Source organism: Aureimonas sp. OT7 (assembly GCF_014844055.1).
In the GTDB taxonomy this organism is placed as follows: Bacteria; Pseudomonadota; Alphaproteobacteria; order Rhizobiales; family Rhizobiaceae; genus Aureimonas; species Aureimonas altamirensis_A.
On sequence record NZ_CP062167.1, the window covers coordinates 606196 to 624095 of the forward strand.

Annotated in this window: 18 protein-coding genes; 4 read left to right on the forward strand and 14 right to left on the reverse strand. The window is 64.8% G+C overall.

Annotation, left to right across the window (positions count from 1 at the left end; all coding sequences use genetic code 11):
• Positions 1 to 3: 3 nt before the first annotated feature.
• The 13 genes from IGS74_RS02880 to IGS74_RS02940 all read right to left on the reverse strand — a co-directional run bounded on the left by IGS74_RS02880 (position 4) and on the right by IGS74_RS02940 (position 12532).
• Entirely contained in the window at positions 4 to 1908 is a 1905-nt protein-coding gene (locus tag IGS74_RS02880; protein ID WP_192389202.1) for a potassium transporter Kup, read from the reverse strand.
• 317 nt (positions 1909 to 2225) lie between these two features.
• On the reverse strand, positions 2226 to 2807 hold the full coding sequence (locus IGS74_RS02885) for a TetR/AcrR family transcriptional regulator (protein ID WP_192389204.1): 582 nt from the start codon (positions 2805 to 2807) through the stop codon (positions 2226 to 2228).
• The gene (locus IGS74_RS02890; protein WP_192389206.1) at positions 2804 to 3814 is read right to left on the reverse strand and encodes an NAD(P)-dependent oxidoreductase; all 1011 of its coding nucleotides are present in this window, start codon (positions 3812 to 3814) and stop codon (positions 2804 to 2806) included. Before IGS74_RS02890 ends, IGS74_RS02885 begins: the two co-directional genes overlap by 4 nt.
• Positions 3815 to 3875: 61 nt before the next feature.
• Positions 3876 to 5027 (reverse strand): acetylornithine deacetylase, encoded by a 1152-nt coding sequence (gene argE / locus IGS74_RS02895; RefSeq protein ID WP_192389208.1) that lies wholly within the window; start codon positions 5025 to 5027, stop codon positions 3876 to 3878.
• Between the two features lie 13 nt (positions 5028 to 5040).
• Positions 5041 to 5967, reverse strand: coding sequence for a LysR family transcriptional regulator (locus IGS74_RS02900; RefSeq protein WP_039195138.1), 927 nt, complete (start codon positions 5965 to 5967; stop codon positions 5041 to 5043).
• A 54-nt stretch (positions 5968 to 6021) separates the two neighbouring features.
• The gene (locus tag IGS74_RS02905) at positions 6022 to 6696 is read right to left on the reverse strand and encodes a DUF1028 domain-containing protein (protein ID WP_039195139.1); all 675 of its coding nucleotides are present in this window, start codon (positions 6694 to 6696) and stop codon (positions 6022 to 6024) included.
• Positions 6697 to 6740: 44 nt separating this feature from the next.
• The gene (locus IGS74_RS02910) at positions 6741 to 7157 is read right to left on the reverse strand and encodes a RidA family protein (RefSeq protein WP_192389210.1); all 417 of its coding nucleotides are present in this window, start codon (positions 7155 to 7157) and stop codon (positions 6741 to 6743) included.
• Between the two features lie 39 nt (positions 7158 to 7196).
• Positions 7197 to 8198, reverse strand: coding sequence for an NAD(P)H-quinone oxidoreductase (locus IGS74_RS02915; protein ID WP_192389212.1), 1002 nt, complete (start codon positions 8196 to 8198; stop codon positions 7197 to 7199).
• Complete coding sequence (locus IGS74_RS02920) at positions 8195 to 9316, reverse strand: ABC transporter ATP-binding protein (RefSeq protein ID WP_206688206.1); 1122 nt, start codon at positions 9314 to 9316, stop codon at positions 8195 to 8197. Before IGS74_RS02920 ends, IGS74_RS02915 begins: the two co-directional genes overlap by 4 nt.
• A 36-nt stretch (positions 9317 to 9352) precedes the next feature.
• Positions 9353 to 9652, reverse strand: a complete 300-nt coding sequence (locus IGS74_RS02925) for a TRAP transporter small permease subunit (RefSeq protein WP_192389214.1) — start codon at positions 9650 to 9652, stop codon at positions 9353 to 9355.
• Entirely contained in the window at positions 9645 to 10421 is a 777-nt protein-coding gene (locus tag IGS74_RS02930) for an Asp/Glu racemase (RefSeq protein WP_192389216.1), read from the reverse strand. The genes IGS74_RS02925 and IGS74_RS02930 overlap by 8 nt, the downstream gene beginning before the upstream one ends.
• On the reverse strand, positions 10418 to 11398 hold the full coding sequence (locus tag IGS74_RS02935) for a TRAP transporter substrate-binding protein (protein WP_192389217.1): 981 nt from the start codon (positions 11396 to 11398) through the stop codon (positions 10418 to 10420). The genes IGS74_RS02930 and IGS74_RS02935 overlap by 4 nt, the downstream gene beginning before the upstream one ends.
• A 216-nt stretch (positions 11399 to 11614) precedes the next feature.
• Positions 11615 to 12532: a LysR substrate-binding domain-containing protein gene (locus tag IGS74_RS02940; protein ID WP_192389218.1), complete on the reverse strand. Its 918-nt coding sequence runs from the start codon at positions 12530 to 12532 to the stop codon at positions 11615 to 11617.
• 196 nt (positions 12533 to 12728) lie between these two features.
• On the opposite strand from IGS74_RS02940, the gene IGS74_RS02945 reads away from it, so the two are divergent.
• The 4 genes from IGS74_RS02945 (at position 12729) to IGS74_RS02960 (ending at position 16396) form a co-directional block, all read left to right on the forward strand.
• Positions 12729 to 13865: an alpha-hydroxy acid oxidase gene (locus tag IGS74_RS02945; RefSeq protein ID WP_246722854.1), complete on the forward strand. Its 1137-nt coding sequence runs from the start codon at positions 12729 to 12731 to the stop codon at positions 13863 to 13865.
• A 136-nt stretch (positions 13866 to 14001) separates the two neighbouring features.
• Positions 14002 to 14871 (forward strand): glyoxalase III HchA, encoded by an 870-nt coding sequence (gene hchA, locus IGS74_RS02950; protein ID WP_192389219.1) that lies wholly within the window; start codon positions 14002 to 14004, stop codon positions 14869 to 14871.
• A 2-nt stretch (positions 14872 to 14873) separates the two neighbouring features.
• The gene (locus tag IGS74_RS02955) at positions 14874 to 15605 is read left to right on the forward strand and encodes a PA1136 family autoinducer-binding transcriptional regulator (RefSeq protein ID WP_192389220.1); all 732 of its coding nucleotides are present in this window, start codon (positions 14874 to 14876) and stop codon (positions 15603 to 15605) included.
• Between the two features lie 377 nt (positions 15606 to 15982).
• Positions 15983 to 16396 (forward strand): PaaI family thioesterase, encoded by a 414-nt coding sequence (locus IGS74_RS02960; RefSeq protein WP_192389221.1) that lies wholly within the window; start codon positions 15983 to 15985, stop codon positions 16394 to 16396.
• Between the two features lie 4 nt (positions 16397 to 16400).
• On the opposite strand, the gene IGS74_RS02965 is transcribed toward IGS74_RS02960, so the two are convergent.
• Positions 16401 to 17897 carry a tripartite tricarboxylate transporter permease gene (locus IGS74_RS02965; RefSeq protein ID WP_192389222.1) on the reverse strand — a complete coding sequence of 499 codons (1497 nt, stop codon included), beginning with the start codon at positions 17895 to 17897 and terminating at the stop codon, positions 16401 to 16403.
• Positions 17898 to 17900 lie beyond the last annotated feature (3 nt).

Below are 17900 nucleotides of genomic sequence, written 5' to 3' on the forward strand. Positions count from 1 at the left end.
CCGCTACAGCGTCACGTAGGTTCCCAGTTCCACGACGCGGTTGACCGGAATGCGGAAATAGTCGATCGCGTCGTAGGAATAGCGCGACATCTTCTTGAAGAGCTTGCCCTGCCAGCGTGGCATTTCGCTTTGCCGGGCAAGGCGGATCGACCGCCTGCCGACGAAGAAGGTCGTCGACATCACGTCGAACTTCATGCCCATCGTCCGCAGCTGGATCAGGGCCTGGACGAGGTTCGGCTCTTCCAGGAAGCCGTAATTCAGGGTGATCCGCTCGAAGGAGGGTGACAGGCCTTCATAGACGAGCCGGTCGGCCTCGGCGACATAGGGCGAGTTCGCCGTTTTCACCGTCACGATCACATTATGCTCGTGCAGGACGCGGTTGTGCTTGAGGTTGTGCAGAAGTGCGGTGGGCACGATTTCCGGCGTGCCGGTCAGGTACATGGCGGTGCCGGGCACCCGCGTCACCGAAGTGGAGCCGGCCATGCTCTTGATGAAGCTTTGCATCGGCAGGCTGTCGCGCCGGGCCTTTTCCGTCAGAAGGCGGGTGCCCCGCACCCAGGTGGACATCAACAGCACGATGAGCGCCCCGACGACGAGCGGCAGGTAGCCGCCGTCGGCAAGCTTGAGCAGGTTTGCCGCCAGGAAGGCGGTGTCGATGATGAGGAAAGGCACCATCGTCACCACGGCAAGGCCGAGGCCCCATTTCCAGCCATAGGCGAGAACGACGATGGCCAGCAGGCTGGTGACGATCATCGTTCCGGTGACGGCGATGCCGTAGGCCGAGGCCAGCGACGAGGAATCCTGGAAGAAGAGGATCAGCGCGACGACGCCGGCCAGCATCAGCCAGTTGACGGCGGGAACGTAGATCTGCCCATGCTCCGTCTCCGAGGTATGCTCGATCTGCAGGCGCGGGAGCAGGCCAAGCTGGATCGCCTGCTGCGACAGGGAGAAGGCGCCGGTGATGACGGCTTGCCCGGCGATGATGGTTGCAAGGGTCGCCAGCAGCACCAGCGGCAGCCGCGCCCATTCCGGTGCCGACAGGAAGAACAGGTTGGGCAGGGCAGCCGGACTGCTGAGCGCGAAGGCGCCCTGGCCGAGATAGTTGATCAGCAGCGCCGGGCCGACCAGCCACAACCACGCAAGGCGGATCGGCCGCTTGCCGAAATGGCCCATGTCCGCATACAGCGCCTCGGCACCGGTGACCGACAGGAAGACGGAGCCCAGCACGGTAAAGCCGACGATGCCGTGGCTGGTCATGAACCAGAGGGCATGAAGCGGGTTCAGCGCATGCAGGATGATGGGCGCATCGCCGATATGAAACAGGCCGATGGCCGCGAGCGTGACGAACCATAGCGTCATGATGGGCCCGAAAAACACGGCGACGCGGCCTGTGCCGGAACTTTGGACGAAATAGAGCGCGACGATGATGGCGATGGAAATCGGCACGATGAAGGGATCGAGCGACGGCAATGTCACCTTCAGGCCCTCTACCGCCGACAGCACGGACACGGCCGGCGTCAGGATTGCGTCGCCGTAGAAGAGCGCCGCCCCCACCATGCCCAGAACCATGACGACGCGACTGGGGCGTACCAGCGCCTTCTGCGCGAGCGCCATCAAGGATAATGCGCCGCCTTCGCCCTGATTGTCCGCACGCAGGATCAGGACGACGTATTTGACCGTCACCACGAAGATCAGCGACCAGACAAGCAGGGAGACGATGCCCAGGATCTCGGCTTGCGAAGGCGCATGTCCGACATGAAGGAGAGACTCCTTCATCGCGTAGAGGGGGCTTGTGCCGATATCGCCGTAGACGACACCGATGCTACCCAGGGTCGTGGCCATCAGGCTCTTCTTCCGCAGCGCGCGCGGATGCTTGCGCTGCGGTTTCGCGACGGTGGCTTCGCTCATTCGGGGGAATGCGCCTTCTGCACGGTTGCAATGGCGGCCCGGTCGCCTGAACACAGACTGCCGAGGCCATCCGGGGAATGGCCGTCGCTTCCGTCGAACCCGACGGACAAGGCATGCGTCGAAGCGGCTGAAGGGTCTGCCATTGCCGTTCCGTACATCGATGAAACCGCGCCTATCATAACGGCAAGCGGCTTCGCCTCAATGATGTTCCGGTGACGCCCTCGCTGGAACGGCGCGTATACTCCTGTGGCCGAATTAAGAAAAGCACTCCTTTGCGACATGTTGACGCAAATCCCGCCTCGTCGGCGGGCAGGGGATCATTCCATCGCCCCGTCGATCACGGCAGCGAATGTGGAAATGGTCTCCGCCTCGGTGAAGCGCTCCTGGACCATCGCGGCGGCCAGTGCCTCGCCCGCACCGACGAGGGCCGTGCAGCGGCGCTCGATCTCCTCGGTCGGCAATGTCATGTGCGGTGTCAGCACCGCGACGAACATGCGGACGCAATTGCCGAGCAGTTCCTTGAAAACCCGCGCCTTGTCCTCGCTGCCCGCAAGGGCCGCGCCGACTGCATGGAACTCGTCCGTGACGTCGCCGGCGCATAATATGTAGGCGCTGGCGAGGGCGTCCACCGTCTGCCGGCGCGTGCGACCCCCCCCGGCCATCGAGGACTGGAAGGCCGCGACCCGGTCGTGATCGATCATGCGGTAAAGCTCGATCAGCAGGAACGAGCGTGTTGCGAAGTGATCGTAGACGACGGGCTTGGAGACGCCCGCCCGTTCGGCAAGGTAACCGAGGGTCAGCTTGTCGGCTCCCTCGGCGCGGACGATGCCGAGCGCCGCTTCGAGCAGTTGCCGGCGGCGTGCTTCCCTGGGCAGGCGTTTGGCGGTCGCTGCCGTCATGCAAGGGGCTCCAGTTCCAGGATGCGGCCTCCGGCATCTTCGAGCCGCCGCACATATCGCTCGTGATCGAGGATCTGATAGGGGAAATAGAGCCCCGGTGCGGTCGGCGCCATCCCGTCGAGCCCGACCAGCCGTTCCAGGATCATCGACGTGCCGAGGGCCGTCAGCGGTGCCGCGCCGCCGGGATGGAAGCCCGCATGTCGTTTTCGAAGCGGCATGCCCTGCCTATCCTCGCCCTCCAGCTCGATGATGATCTCGGTGGATTTGGCCTCGCCGCGCCTCCGCGAGGAAGTGACCCCCGTCGCAAGGTCGAAACGGACGTTCCTAGCCCCGGTTGCGGCGGCAAGTCCGACGATGTCGATGGACGAGAAACCTTTGGCCTCGACGGGCGTGCCGTCGATCGCATGGAGGCGGGATCTGGCATCGTCGCCGCTCTGCCAGACATAGGCGCCATCGCGGAGGGCAAGCGCGGCGGGCATCATGCGGGAAAGACGCTCGAAATCCTCCGCAACCGCAGGGCCGCCCCCATCGTCCTCGTCGACGAGGGCGCCGATCGATATGCTGTCGAGGCGGGCGAAAGGTTTGGCGGATGTGAGGGTTGCAACGGTGGTCGCCCCGACCAGCCACTCATATCCGAGCACGATCGCGGAAGCCCCGGGATTGTTCATATGGACCGCGACTTCCGGCGCGACCTCGTAGATGCCGGAGGATATGCCGAGATGCGGAAGTCCGCGCGCCTTGGCATAGTTGAGGCCCAGAAGCCGCGCGTCAGAATAGAAGACGGCAACGGCGGACACCCTTCGGTCGCCGAGGCCAAGGTCTTGCGCATGCGCGTCGATCGCCACGCCTTCGGCGTTCCCGAGCCTGTCCGCCGTCGCCTGGGCCTTGGCGCCATCGCGCCCGCCGATCAACAAAGGGACCTCGGGGCGCGCGGCACGCAATGCCTGGGCGGTCAGCAGGCCGATGGCCCCGGACCCGCCCATGAGAAGGATAGCGTCTTGTGTCATCGAATGATCCTCTAACCTACCAATCGTAGCTTACTTAAGCTACGATTGGTAGGTTTCAAGGTCAGGCTTCGGCGATCAGCGCCTGAAGGAACGCTTCGCACCGCGCGAGCTGGTCTTCGCTGACGAATTCGTCCGGCCGGTGGCCCTGCGCCATGTGTCCGGGGCCGCAGATCAAGGTCGGAATACCCAGCGCCTCGTGGAACAGGCCCGCCTCCGTGCCGAAGGCGACCTTGATGGGCGGTGCGTCGTCGCCGAGCATGGATTGCAGCAGCGCGATTTCCGGTATGTCGGCCGGTGTATCCAGCCCCGGATATCCAGACACGTCCTCGACATCGATCCGAGCTTCCGGGAACCGCCCACGATGCTTTGCGGCGATCTCCTCGGCATCGGCAACGATGCCGGCGACGATGGCGTCGGCATCGTCGGCCGCGATGGTGCGCAGTTCGAACTCCAGTTCGCAGCGCCCCGGCACGATGTTCAATGCAGTGCCGCCCCGCATCGTGCCGACATGCAGCGTCGAATAGGGGATGTCATAGGCGTCGTCGCGGGCGCCCGCAGATTCCAGCTCGGCCTGGCGGGCCTGCAGGCGGGTCACGAATTCGGCGCCGAGATGCAGGGCGTTCAGCGCATTCGGTGCAAGGGCCGAATGGCCCTCGCGCCCCATGCAGCAGGCGTGCAGGGCGCGCTTGCCCTTGTGCCCGATGGCGATGCGCATCCCCGTCGGCTCTCCGATCAGGCACAGGGCGGGCCGAGCCGGGTGACTACGCCGCATATCCAGCATGCCGCGCACGCCGAGGCAGCCGATTTCCTCGTCATAGGAAATCGCAAGATGGACGGGCCGCCGGAGCATTCGGCCGGCGGCATGCAGCATCGCCCGGATGGCGACCGCGAGGAAGCCCTTCATGTCGGCGGTGCCGCGCCCGTAGAGACGCCCCGCATCGGCACGCAGCGTAAACGGGTCGCTGGACCATTCCTGCCCCTCGACGGGCACGACGTCGCAGTGCCCGGACAGGACCACGCCACCGGCGATATCCGGCCCGACGCTGGCCCAGAGGTTGGCTCTCGTGCCATCGTCGCTGGCATAGCGCTCGAGACGGATTCCGGCCGGCCGCAAAAGGCTTTCGACATAGTCGAGAAGCGCCAGGTTCGATTGCCGCGAGACGGTCGGGAATGCTACCAGCCGGGCCAGGATGTCGATTGTGTCGGGTATCATGAAGCGATGTCCGTCAGGCCAGCAGCCCGGGCAGGCTGCCCGAATCCGCGGCTTCGTGGCAATGGTCGATGAAGGCCTGGATGGTGCGCGACACATGGGCGGCGCGCGAAATGGCGATCCCCAGTCGCAGCGGCGGCACCGGCGTATGCAGCGGTATGAATTTCAACTGCTTGCCGTCCATCGAGATGTCCGAGACCGTGCGCATGTTCGATATGCCGAAGCCGAACCCGTTGGCCACGAGGCTGCGCTGGATCGAGATTTCCGATGTGCGTTCCGCGATGCGCGGTCGCTGCCCGAGGCCCCTGAACAGCGACAAAAAATAGTCCGAGCTGTGCGGCATATCCAGAAGCACCATGCCATGCCCCAGCAACTCGTCGGCCGTCAGGCTGGCGCGGCCGGCCAGGGGATGATCCACATCCACCATGACGTAAGGGGGCAGGGTGCGCAGCGGCTGGAAGTCGATATCGCTGGGCAGCGCGATATCGTAGGTCAGCGCCACATCGATGCGGGCCGAGCCCAGCGCATCGAAGATCTGTGCCTGATCCAGCTCCACCTGGCTGAACTCTACGCTGGGATAGCGGCTTTCGAAGGTGCGGCGCAATTGCGGAACCATGAGCTGCACGAAGGTGCGCAGGCAGCCGATGCGCAGCGACCCGAGGACGCTTCCGGTATAGATGTTGGCCAGGTCGTTCAGCTTGGCCGCGTCTTCCAGCACCACCCGCGCCTGCTCCATGAAGCGTTCTCCCGTCGGCGTCAGGGCCGAGCCCTGTGCGTGACGCCGCGTGAAGAGCTGGACGCCGAACCCGGCCTCGAGCTGCGCGATGGCCGACGACATGGAGGGGGCGGTCACGTTGACCCTCTCGGCGGCCAAAGCGATACTGCCGGCTTCACCCACGGCAATGAAATATTCCAGTTGTCGCAGGGTGAAGCGAAGCGGCATGGCAAAACCCTCAAGAATCCTGTCCGGGCGCGGCGAAGCGCCCGTCCAGGTTAGTTACTCGTCTCCCGGAACGCCATAAGACGGAGCCTGGCGCGGGTCCAGCGCGCGGGTGACATAGGCGGCCATTTGCGGCTGATAGACCGCCCAGGCTTTTTCGAGCGCCGCGATCGGACACTCTTCGCTCCAGTCGATCCGGAGCTCGGCCAACGGCCAGCTTTGTGCATCGACAAGCAGCAGCCCGGCCGAATGAACGGGCCCGGCCTCGCCCCCGGCATCGAGGCCTGCGCGCAGCGCGCCCACCAGGCGCTCCCCGAGATGGCCCTCGGTGTTGCTGAAATGCTGGACCATCACTTCGGGCACGCCGGCATCGGCCAGGAGATTGCCGGCGGCGGCCGTATCTCGGCCCTGGGCCTCGGACCACATGCCGAGCACCTCGGTGCCGGAATAGATGGCACTCTCGCCGGAGCGCCCGACCGCCAGAACCTGCCGGAACGCCATGTGCGAGCCGCTCCGCTCCAGGATTGCCAGGGCCTCGCGCGGGCTGGCGCCGCGCGCCATGAGGTCCAGCGCATGCGGTCCGAGCCGAGGGTCGGTCACGTTCTGCGTGGCGACGGCGCCGACGCCGGCCCGCGCGAAGGAGCAGCGCGCGGCAACGGCCGGCGACGACGAGGATATTGCAACGCCGAACATCCCGGTGTCCGGACAGTGGCCAACGATCGAAAATGTCATGGAGAACTCCCTGGGCCTGCGCCCTTCCGTCGTGTCGGGGCGGCTCAGTCGGGGATGACGGCGGTCGCGTCGATCTCGACCAGCCATTCGGGACGGGCCAGGGCCACGACGGTCAGGCCCGTGCATACGGGGAAGACGCCCTTGATGTACTCGCCCATGGTCCGGTAGACCGGCTCGCGATGGCGCACATCGGTCAGATAGACGACCAGCTTGGTTACATGCTCCATCTCGCCGCCGCATTCCTGGACGAGCTGGCGAATGTTCTGCATCACCTTGTGCGTCTGCTCGACAGGATCGCTGCTTGCGATGTTTTCGGCCGTGTCCAGATCCTGCGGGCACTGGCCGCGCAGGAAGATGGTCGTACCGCCCTTGGCGACGACCGCCTGCGACAGGTCGTTGTCTAGCTTCTGTTCGGGATAGGTGTCCCGCGTGTTGAATTTCCGGTGTCGCAGGTGAGCCATGGCAGGTCTTCCTTTATGGGTGGCAGGGGTCGGGAACGGTCAGGCGGCCGCCGGCTGCATGGTCAGCACGATCTTTCCGATATTGTCGCCGCTCTCCAGCATGGCATGGGCCTTTGGCGCCGCAGCCAGCGGGAAGGCGCAGGACAGGACGGGGCGTACCTTACCCGGCCCGATGAGCGGCAGAAGCGTTCGGCGCACATCGTCTGCAATCGAGGCTTTTTCCTCGTCGCTCTTGGGCCGGAGTGTCGACGAGGTGAGCCAGAGCCCCTTGCGCATCAGCAAACCGAGGTCGACGGGCGCGATCATGCCCGTCATGAAGGACAGGCCGACATGGCGTCCGCCGGGCGCCATGCAGGCGAGATGCCTGTTGACGGCGTCTCCGCCGAGGATGTCCAGGACAACGTCCGCGCCATGCCCGCCGGTCAGGCGCAGCACCTCCGCGGCCAGATCCGCCGCGCGGTAGTCGATCGCCTCCGCCCCCATGGCGGCGAGCCGTTCGCACTTCTCCGCTCCGCCGGCGGTCACGATGACCGTCGCACCCATCGCCTGTGCCAGTTGCAGGGCAAGGGTGCCGATGCCGCTGGCGCCGCCCTCGATCAGCACCGTCTGGCCGGGGCGCAGCGCACCACGCTCGAACAGATTGTGCCGGATGGTGAAGAGCCCTTCGGGCAGGGCGGCAGCTTCCTCGAGGCTGAGGCCGTCCGGGACGGGAAGGCACTGGGACGCCCGGGCCACGGCAAACTCGGCGTAACCGCCGGCCTTCAGCAGTGCCATGACCGTCGTGCCGAGGATAGCGGGATCGACATTCGCCCCGATGGCGACGATCTCGCCCGCGGCCTCCAGCCCCAGCACGTCGGAAACGCCGGCCGGCGCGGGCAGCGCGCCCGAACGCTGCATGATGTCCGGGCGGTTGATCCCCGCGGCAGCGATCCGGACCAGCACCTCGCCATCGCCGGGCGACGGGACGGGGCGGTCCACCAGCGTCAGCACGTCCGGTCCGCCGGGCTGCGCGGCGATGACGGCTTTCATCGTACCGGTCATGCTGCCTCCTCTGCGGCGTATATGGCGGCGCCGCGCTCCGGCAGGGCGATGCCGACAGCGACGCCGGGTGCGAAGGCTTCGGCGGCCGGAACGCGCAGCATCACGCGTCCGGACGTCGCGGCCGCACAGTCGAGATAGAGTTCGGCATAGCTGCCCTGGTAGACGGACAGGGCCACGCGCGCCGGGATGGACAATGGGTCGCCCGGCTCGGTCAGGCGGCATTGCTCGGGCCGGACGAATACCGTCACCGGCCCCACGGCAGGCACTTCGTCCTGGTAGAGCGACAGCTTGAGAGGCGTATCGCCGATGTCGACCTCGGCGGTGGAATCGAACCTCCGGCGCAATGTCGCCGAGAACAGGTTGGCATCGCCGACGAAGGTGGAGACGAATAGGCTCTGCGGCCGGTCGTAGATGTCGGCCGGGCTGCCGATCTGGCGGATGTGGCCGCGCGACATGACGGCGATGCGGTCCGACATGCTGAGCGCCTCGTTCTGGTCGTGGGTCACGAAAACCGTCGTCAGTCCCAGGCGGGTCTGGATTTCGCGCAATTCCACCTGCATCGCGCCCCGAAGGTTGCGGTCGAGGGCGGAGAACGGCTCGTCCAGAAGCAGCACGCGCGGCCGGATCACCAGCGCCCGCGCAAGCGCGACGCGCTGCTGCTGGCCGCCGGACAATTGCTTCGGGCGCTTGTCGGCGAAATCCTGCAGCTTCACCAGCGCCAGCGCTTCACGGACGCGCTCGGCGATCTCCGCCTTCGCGATGCGCCGCGTCCGCAGGCCATAGGCGACGTTCTGCGCCACGGACATATGGGGGAACAGCGCGTAGTTCTGGAAGACGATGCCGATTTCACGCTTGTGCGGAGGAACCTGGGTGACGAGCTCGCCCTCGATGAAGAGTTCGCCCGCGTCGGCTTCGAGGAAGCCGGCGATCAGGTTCAGAAGCGTGGTCTTTCCGCAGCCGGATGGCCCCAGAAGGGTCATGAACTCGCCACGGCGGATCTTCAGCCAGATCGGGTCGAGTGCCGTCATGCCGGAGAAGGACTTGGACACGCCATCCAGTTGGACGGCGGCCTCCGGCACGTCCGACGATGGCGCGGGAATGGGCATCTCACTCGACATTGAGAACCTTTTCGAGGCGGAAGAGCTTGTGGACGATCAGGAGGATGGCTGCGACGACGGCCACGTAGACCACGGACAGCGCCGCCAGCGTGGGGTCCGCATATCGTTGCGCAGAGCCGCCACCGTGATGCCGAGGCCGCCGAGCCACATCAGCAGGGACCGGACGATCTCCTCGCTCCACGGCAACGGGCGCGCGAACAGATAGCGTCCGAGGGAGTTGGCGAGCACCAGGACGACGAGCGCAACCAGGAGGGCGATCGCCGCGATCTCCACCACCATCAGGGCGTTGCGGCGCAAGGCCCCGCGCGGAGCCGCCAGGGCGACACTGTCAGACATCGGCTTCGAGCCCCGCGAACAGTTGGCCGTAGCCGGGCCTTGCGCCCTTGACGCCGACAAGATGCAGGCAATGCCAGAACGAGGCCTGAATGGCGGAGATGACAGGCTTTCCGAGGCGCTCTTCCAGTGCGGCGATGGCGCCGACGGTGCGGAAGTTGGTGCAGGACACGAAGATGGCGGTCGCTTCCGGATGGTCCACCGACAGGACGTGGTCGTAGACGCGTTCCAATGGGACTTCGGCCAGCGCGTGGTCTTCGGTGATGTCGAGATGCGCGCCCCTGACGACCTCGTGTCCGTTTTCGGACAGGAAGCGTATGGCGCGATCGTGGATCGCACCGACATAAGGCGTCGCCAGCGCCACCTTGCCGGCCTTCACGTGCCGCAGGGCCGCCAGCGTCGCCGTGGAGGCGGTTGTAACGATCGGCCCGGGCGTCCATGCCTCGATCTTGCGGATCAGCGCCTTGTCGTATGCCGTTCCATGCAGGAACGAGGCGCTCGTGCCGCCGAAGCAAAGGACGTCGATGGGCGGCGCGGCTGCATGGCGGGCTGCCGTCTCGAGTTCCGGCGCGTTCATCATCTCCTCTATCCCCTCGACGGTCACCTTCGGCAGGCGAATGCGCGCGGTATGGGTGGAGACGCCGGGAGCGGACATGGCCGACATCTCTTCCTCCATCACCACGGAGGACGCGATGTAGATGAGGCCGATGCGCGCGAGGGTCCCGGACCCGTCGGGCATGAAGCGGGGGTAGCGGGTCACGACACTGCTCATGGAAGCAGACCCTTCACGCTGTCCATGAACTCCGGCGAGACGATCTCGGCGATCTGTGCGCGGACAGGCTCGGCCGCCGCCTGGAAGGCGGCGATGTCAGGCTCGGTCACGGTGACGCCGGCCTCCCGGAACTCATCCACCAGCTTGGCGTCGCTTTCGTCGGACAGGGTCCGGGTGGCCTCGACGCCGGCTTCGGCTGCAGCCTTCACCTGGACCTTCAACTCGTCGCTGAGGGCGTCGTAGGCCGTGCCGTTCATGACCAGCGTGATCGGGGTGTAGATGTGATTGGTGAGCGAGATGTAGGGTTGCGCCTCGTGCAGGGAGAATTCCTTGATGACGGACAAGGGATTCTCCTGCCCGTCGATCACGCCCTGCCGCAGGCCCATGTAGACTTCGCCAAGCGGCAGGTTGGTCGGCACGGCGCCCAATGTCTGGAACGCCATCATCCGCGTCGGGCTGCTGGGCGTGCGCAGCTTCAGGCCCGACAGGTCCGCCGGGGTCCTGACCTCGCGCTTCGAGTTGCTGATGACGCGAACGCCGAGTTCGCCGAAAGCCAGGACCTCAAGATTAGCCTTTTCCCGAAGCGATGCGGCCATCACGTCGCCGAACTCGCCGTCCAGCGCCTTCCTGGCATCGTCCTTGCTAGCAAACAGGAACGGCGTATCGAAGATGGAGAAGTGGGTGTCCAGCGATGCGACGCCATCCGAACCCATCGGGATCACCTCCACCGCACCGGCACGGATCAACTCGGCCAGCGCGGTTTCATCGCCCAGCGAACCGCCATCGTTGAAGGTGAACGTGACCGCGTCCCCGGCGCTCTTGCTCAATGCGTCGCGAAAGGTGGACAACATCACATGTGTCGGATCACCGCTCGTCGTTTCGACGGCAAGGCGCATCTGGGTCTGTGCCGACGCGGTAAAACTCATCATGAGTCCGGCCGCGCAGGAAGCCAGTATCGTCGCGATTCGTATTTTCATGTCGATCCCCTGGAAGTTTCCAGTCAAGGATCGGTTGCTGCGACCTTCACCCGCAACGGCAGAGCAGTGCAATAATTAAGCATTCATCGATGAATGAGCATCCATAATTTAGGCATTAAACCAAAACAGATGCGTTAAAACCTGTAACTATGCTGCGTATAGAGAGACGCTATCCTGATATAGCCATGCGAAAACTAATCCTTGGATAGGCGCGCTCTAACCAGAGGCGGCGCCCCCGGCGAACTGGGCGCGCAGGTGGCTGGCAAATGCCGCAACGGCCGGGCGCATGCCCGATTCTAACAAATGGAGAAGCATGATGCGCACGGGGGGCAGGTCGTCACGCAACGGTATCGTCGCGATGGGGGTGCCATCATAGGCGATCGGCACGGCAGGCAGGACATTGCTGAGGGAAAAGCCGCGGCCGTTGCCGACGAGGCCCCTGACCAGTTCGGGAGAGCGGCTGCGAAAGGCGATGTTCGGCTCGACGCCGCAGGCGGCGAAGAGGCCTGCGAAATAGTCGCGCGAGTGTGGAAGATCGAGAAGGATGAAAGGATCTTCGGCAAGGTCCGCCAGCCAGACCGCCTTTTCGCCGGCAAGGGGGTGGTCGGGCGTCAGCAGCGCATGGGGTGGCAATGCAGCCAGTTGATGGGCGTGAAGCTCCGGCGGCAATGCGTAGTCGTAGCCCAGGGCAATTTCCATCCTGCCGTCCTGGAGCGCGGATAGAATTTCGTGGTGGTCGCCCTCGATCAGGTTGATCCCGATCTTGGGGAAGGCGCGCGCGAAGCCGTCGATGATGCGCGGCATGTACCGCATGGCGAGGGTTGGAAAGCTGCCGACCACGATCCGGCCGCTGAGCGGGTCCCCCAGGGAGCGCGCGGTTTTCGAGAAGGCCGCTGCATGGACCAGAAGCGGTCTGGCTTCGTCCACCAGCCTGCGGCCTGGCACCGAAAGGGTCATTCCCCGTGCGTGGTGCCGCACGAATATCTGGACGCCGAGATCGCGTTCGGCCTGAGCCAGCGCCGACGAGACGGACGGTTGGGAAACCTGCAGGCGGCGCGCCGCCTCGGTGACGCTGCCGCAATCCGCGGTCTCCACGATGTAGCGGAGCGTTTTCAATGAGAGCTGTAGGTCCATCGCCGAACTCTGGAAGGTGCCGGGATTGCGCGCAAGAGGCTCAAAAGGTGAGATGCCGCCGGCTGTGCGGCGGCTGCGTCGAGCGCCACTTCGCCATTCGAAGATAATTCCGAATTTCCATGCCGGGGTCGGGCAGGCAGGTTCCGCATCCGCCGACCTTTCCCTGCCAGTCCGGACCGTTGCAGTGAGCCTGAGGATGACCGACCGTCGCAAGATGATCTCGCCGATCTCGTCGCATGACATGCGCGAGCGCGCCCGCTCGCGTATTCCGCGATTCGCGTTCGATTATGTCGATGGCGCAGCCGGCGAGGAAAGCGCGGCGCGGCGCAGCCGCGAAGCATTCGCCCGGACGTGCCTGAGGCCGCGCATCCTCGTCAATTCGGAAAGCCCGGCCGACCTGTCGTGCCGGTTTCTCGGCCGGACCTGGTCGGCGCCGTTCGGCATCGCGCCGCTCGGGCTGCCGGGATTGGCATGGCCCGGTGCCGATCTTGCGTTCGCGCGGGCGGCCGAAGCCTTCGGCGCGCCCTATGTCTGCCCGACCCCGGCGACGCAGCCACTGGAAGCCCTGCGCCCGGCGGCACCCACACGCTCGATGTTCCAGCTTTATGTCGGGGCGTCGATCGACATCACCCAAGACCTGATCGCGCGGGTCGAGCAGGTCGGCTTCGATACGCTGGTGGTCACAGCCGATGTGCCGCGCCCGGGAAAGCGCCTGCGCGATCTGCGCAACGGCTTCGGCCTGCCGCTGAGGTTCAGCGCAAGCATGCTGCTCGATCTTGCGCGACATCCCGCCTGGGCCATCGCGACCCTGCGCCATGGTGCGCCCCGCCTTGCCAATCTGGCCCCCTATGCCCGGCCCGGCGCCGGCGCGCGCACCTTGGCGCAGGTCATGGCAGCGCAAAGCTCCGGCCGCCTCGATTGGGATGTGTTCGCGCAGATCCGTCGCCGATGGAAAGGCAAGCTCGTTCTGAAGGGCGTTCTCGACGCTGAGGATGCGGTGCTGGCCGCCGATGCCGGCGCCGACGCGATCCAGGTTTCCAGCCATGGCGGCCGACAGCTCGATGGGGCACCGGCGCCGCTCGACGTGCTGCCCTCGATCCGCGCCGCGGTGCCGGCGGGGTTTCCGATCGCCCTCGATGGCGGTGTCCGCTCTGGCGAGGACATCCTCAAGGCGCTCGATGCCGGCGCGGACTTCGTCTTCGTGGGGCGGCCGTTCCTGTATGCCGTTGCCGCGTATGGGCCGGAAGGGCCACTGGCGCTCTTCCAGATGCTGGCAGGCGAGCTCGAGGCCGCCATGGCGATGACGGGCCGGAGGGGCCTGTCGCGCACCTGACCGATGTGAGCTTTGGGGTCGATGCCGGAGACCGGCAGTCGGCGTCCCGCAGCACAGCCTCATACGTTGGGGGATTTCCCTTATTTCCCGTGCGGAGGCGGCGACGTACCTTTCGATGGATCAACGGAGATCCGTCATGCACATCCTACCCCTGAGCAAGGACCCGCAGCCCGACGAGGCGGAGTTCAACGCCTTCTTCCCCTCCAAGTTCTCGCTGAAGGAGTTCACCAGCCCGAAGAGCGACCTCGAGGGCGCGGACTATGCGTCCCCCTACAAAGGCAACCGCCGTATCCTCGTGATCGGCACCGACGAGCGTTACCTGCGGATGGAGAATGACACCCTGTTCTCGACCGGCAACCATCCGGTCGAGACGCTCGTGCCGATGTATCATCTGCACAAGGCCGGGTTCGAGTTCGATATTGCAACCGTCTCGGGAAATCCCGTCAAGTTCGAGTTCTGGGCCATGCCCGACGAGGACGAGGCCATCACCGGGCTTCACAAAGCTTATCTTGACCAATTCCTCAGCCCGTTGAAGCTGTCGGACGTCGTCAGGAAGCTGGGCCCGGACACCGGCTACGCGGCGGTCTTCATTCCGGGTGGGCACGGTCCACTGGCCGGCCTTCCCTTCAGCGACGACGTGGCATCGGTGATCCGCTGGGCGTTCGACAACGACCGCCATCTGATCTCCATCTGCCATGGCCCCGCTGCGTTCCTGGCCTGTGCGCAGGACGGCGCGGCCGGGGGATTTCCCTTCGCCGGTTACACGATCACCGCCTTCCCCGATGCGACGGACAGCGTGACGCCCGACATCGGCTACATGCCTGGGCATCTGACCTGGAAGTTCGGGGAAAAGCTGAAGGCCCTTGGCGTGACCATCGCCAACTCCGAACCCGACAAATCGGTGCATAAGGACCGGAAGCTCCTGACCGGCGCCAGCCCCTTCGCGGCGAATGAGCTGGGCAAGCTTGCCGCCGCCACGCTGCTCGCCGAAGTCGGACAAGGCTGACCATGGGCGGTTCGGCGCTGGAGACGACGCCTGGCACGATCCGTGGGATCGAACGAAGCGCCCATGTGGACGACATCCGTCGGGCCGTGCGCGATTTCGCGTCGCCGTTCGGATACGACCGCTTCGTTCTCTACGCCGCGCCGCCCTCCGGACCCGGCCTTATCGAGCGATTGCTCTGGATCGAGGGCAACTGGTTCGATGCGGGCGAGCGGCAAATCGACGCCGAAACCTACCTTGCCCACTGCCCGGTGAACCGTCACGTTCTGGAAACGGATACGGCATTCTTCTGGACCAAGCTGCGGCGGAACGGCCTTGAAACCTATCGCATCGTTCGCCACCCCCACGGCTCCGGCGTGCACGGCATACAGGTGCCCGTGTTCGGCCATGTCGGCCTGATGGGCTCTTTCAGCGCCGGCGGCATACGGATCGCGAGTTCTACGGACGTTCAGCTTGCGATGGGCGCAATCGCGCCGGCTGCCTTCAGGACCATCGCGCTTCTGCTGTCGGCTGCGACCGACAAACCCGCTTCGAGCCTCTCGCGGCGTGAGCAGGAGATTCTCCGCTGGGTCGCCTCCGGACGGCGTCAGGCCGACATCGCGCTGCAACTCGGGCTGTCCGAGCGCACGATCGAGAACCATCTGCGCCGGATTCGCAAGCGCCTGGGAGTGTCGAGCACTTCTCAGGCGGTGCATGTCGCGGTCAGAGTGGGTTTTCTCGATGACCCGGCGGCATAGTCGGTGGCCAAGGCAGCCGGTCAATGGGTCGCTCGAGGTCCTGGCTCATCGGGGTATACGCTGACGCGCATATCTTACTGTCTAACGACATAGGCGAGAGAAATTGAGCCCGATTGTCCGTGTGTCGCTGGCGGTTGGAGCGCGGCGTCTATCCAAGGCTCCCGCCACTCTGATCAAAGCGAGCATGTATAATACGCCTTGAACGGGTGCCATGCGTGCGCCCGTCGGCTGAAACTTTGCTATCGTCCTCGACATCGCTGTCCTCGCCTCGCTCTCGATTTCCTTCCTCAGTGTCTTAGAGATAAAGTAGTCGCGATAGCAGCTACGAATCGACAGAGCTGTTATGCGTCGGACGCAAGGCACGGTGGGAGGTGACGATGTTTGCTGACGAGGAGGGTTGGCACCCGATGCCGGATGATGGTTTCATCGGCCATGTCGGGCCCATCTTCGTCAAACGTGAGGGGGCGGTGCCGCTTTATGGGTTTTTGACCGAGGGCAAACATCGCAACACACGTGGCGCGGTGCAGGGCGGTATGCTTATGACCTTCGCCGATCGCGCAATGGGCCAATCCATCAGGGATACATTCGGTCCGCAACCGATCGCGACGATACAGTTCGACATGCATTTCGTGTCTCGTTGCGGCATCGACGAGGTCGTCACCACCCGGCCGCAGATCGTCAGATCGACGGCTTCCATCGTGTTCATGGAATGCGAATTGATGGCGGGCAATCGAACGATTGCGACCGCAAAGGGGATATGGAAGAGGCTGGGTTCAAACCCAGCCTCTTGATCCTTCAGTCTCCAGCCTGTGACGTGGCGGGCTGCCTGGATATCAGGCTTCCGATTAACGGAAGAAAGAACACGATGACAGCCAGGATCAGGCAGACGAGCGAGATGGGGCTTGCTGCGAAAACGGCATAGTCGTCGCCTGAGCCGACGAGGGCGCGTCTGAAGTTGGACTCCATCATGTATCCGAGCACCAGGGCAAGGACGATCGGCGCCGGCTCGATCTCGACCTTCTGCAGGATATAGCCGATGATACCGAAGGCGACGGCGACCCATATGCTGAAGATGTCGTTCGACTCGGCATAGGTTCCGAGAAGGCATGTGGCACACACCATCGCAGCGACGACGCCTCGTGGTATCAGGGTGAGCTTGACCCAGAGGCGCGACCCGAAAAGGCCAAGCGCAACCATGAACGGCATGCCGAGCAGCAGCGCGACGTAAATTGAATACGGCACCTCGGGATGCTGGCTGAAGATCAACGGGCCTGGTTGCACGCCATGGATCGCCAGAGCGCCGACGAGCACTGCAGTCGACGCCTTACCGGGAATACCAAGGGCCAGCATCGGTGCAAGTGCGCCGGGCATGCATGCGTTGTTGGCTGTTTCTGCGGCGACGAGCCCTTCCGGGTTTCCCTTGCCGAACGTTTCCGGCGACTTGGAAATGCGACGCTGCACGGAATAGGCGGTCAGGGAAGCGATGGTTGCGCCAGCGCCGGGAATGACCCCGAGGATGTACCCGATAAGGGTTGATCGTACCATGTTGCCGGCATGCGGTCGCATGAGGCTGAACTGGCCGAGAACGCCGGTCATCGCCTTCAGTGGCGCCGGCTTCTCGTCCGTGGTTTCCAGCATTACCAGGACTTCCGAGAGGGCGAACAGGCCGATAAGGGCTGCAATGAAAGGAATGCCGCCAAGGAGCCCATTGTTGAAGGCGAACCTCGGTATGCCATCGACCGGGTCGGTCCCGATTGTCGTCAGCAGGAGCCCGAACAGGAGGGCGACGAAGCCGCGTATCACCGAGTGGCCGGAAAGTGTCGAGACGAGGCTGAGGCCGAGAACCGCGAGCGCAAAATACTCTGCCGGCCCAAAAGCCAGCGCCACTTTTGTCATCCAGCTGACAGTCAGGACAAGAAGGATGGTGGAGAGGACGGAGCCCACGGCCGAGCCGAGAATGGACAGGGTCAGCGCCTGTCCGGCTTCCCCACGCAGGCGCATCGGATATCCGTCGAGCGCGGTCACCGCAGACGAGGGTTCGCCGGGCGTGTTCACGAGGATGGCCGGAATGGCGCCGGAATACTCGGAAGCCATGTAAAGCGTCACCAGCATGACCACCGAAACGACCGGGTCCAGGCCGAACGTGAATGGAATAAGCAACGCCATTCCGACCCCGGCTGACAGGCCCGGCAGTGCGCCAACCAGATAGCCGACGAGAATGCCGCCAAGCAGCCCCGCCACCACGGCCAGGGAGGTGAATGAGTGCAGGCCTAGAAGGAAACCGTCGAGCATGGT